Below are 1,338 nucleotides of genomic sequence, written 5' to 3'. Positions count from 1 at the left end.
GTCGAGTGGCGGCCCATGGAGCATTTTTTTGCTCCGGGTTCGCCTCATGTCCTTTTCCTTGCGCAGTCGCCATTTCCTGTCCCAATGGATTACCGCTTTGCTCCCCGCCGTGCCGCCGCGTTCGAGGGCAACCTTCGTCGAGTTGCTGTGTGCCTGTTTGGTGTCACCGGAAGGCTGGGTCACTCGCGCTATCGGGTCCATTTGGCGCCGTTGCCATTGGACCACGTATTACAAGTTGATCGAACGCGGCAGCGTGCGGAGCGTGCCGCTAGCCCGCGCGATGCTGAGCTTGGTGCAGTCGGTGTTGCCGCTGCAAACCCTGAACCTAGTCATCGACGATACCCTGGCGCTACGACATTCGCCGGATGCGCCGGGCAGCGCGGTGCGCCATGATCATGCCAACAAGACCAATCGTCCGGATTTCGTGCAGGCCCAGTGCTGGGTGACGCTGGGCGTCAGTGTTCTGGGGCATGGCAATGCCAAGCTGGTGTTGCCGGTTTTATCGCGCATGGTGCCGAATACCGGTAATCGCAACAAACTGACCATTGCGCTGGCTTTGCTGCGGGTTTTGGCACCCGTATTGACGGTGCCGACTCGGTTGCTGTGCGACTCCTGGTTCATGCGTGCCCGTCTAGTCTTGCCGTTGCTGAGTCGAGGTATCCAGGTCATTGCTCAGGCCCGCATCGATACCGCCTTGTTTTTGCTGCCCGATGTGGCTGGCAAATCCGGTCGGGGCCGACCTCGAAAATACGGTCAACGCCTGACGGCCGAGGCGATTGCCGACTTGCCGACGACCGAGTTATCGCTGGCCCTCCATGGCAAAACCCAAAAGCTGCGGATTCGTTCGGCAGTGACTTTGGCCCGCTTCCTGAAGGGCGCGCCGGTGCGGGCCGTCTGGTGCGAGTTTTACGACGACAAGAAACAGACTTGGGCGAAGCCGCGCCTGCTACTAGCCACTGAAACCCACTTGGCGGCTACGGCGATTCTCGAACTGTACGCCCGACGCTGGGGGATCGAACCTTTGTTTCACAATCTTAAGCGCTGGTGGGGCATTGCCAATCTCTGGCAACAGTCACGCTCGGCCCTGGAAACCTGGATGCAGATTCGTTCCACCGCCTGGACGCTGGCACAGTTGTTGGCGCTAGCGGTCGACGAAGCATTTCCACTTCGCGAGGTGGCGCCTTGGCGCGAAGGTCATCCGCTGACGGCGGGTCTCGTCGCGCAATGGCTACGCATTGAATTTACGGGACTTGCGTTTCGCGACGGTTTTGACCCCAAGTCGCAAAAATTCAACTTCCCAGGACAGCGCGGCGACCCTCGATTGTCACCTTGATCGAG

1 protein-coding gene is annotated in these 1,338 nt (G+C 59.9%); it reads left to right on the top strand.

Annotated elements, in window-relative coordinates; translation table 11 throughout:
• Nucleotides 1-46: 46 nt before the first annotated feature.
• The gene (locus A1355_RS08235; RefSeq protein ID WP_064026882.1) at nt 47-1,333 is read left to right on the top strand and encodes a transposase; all 1,287 of its coding nucleotides are present in this window, start codon (nt 47-49) and stop codon (nt 1,331-1,333) included.
• The last annotated feature ends 5 nt before the right edge of the window (nt 1,334-1,338 follow it).

Source organism: Methylomonas koyamae, assembly GCF_001644025.1.
Taxonomy (GTDB): Bacteria; Pseudomonadota; Gammaproteobacteria; order Methylococcales; family Methylomonadaceae; genus Methylomonas; species Methylomonas koyamae_A.
This window is presented reverse-complemented; position numbering and strand designations above follow the sequence as displayed.

Bases quoted from the DNA above. Each gene is read 5' to 3' on its own strand.
- A1355_RS08235 (WP_064026882.1), top strand. From the start codon at position 47: ATGTCCTTTTCCTTGCGCAGTCGCCATTTCCTGTCCCAATGGATTACC.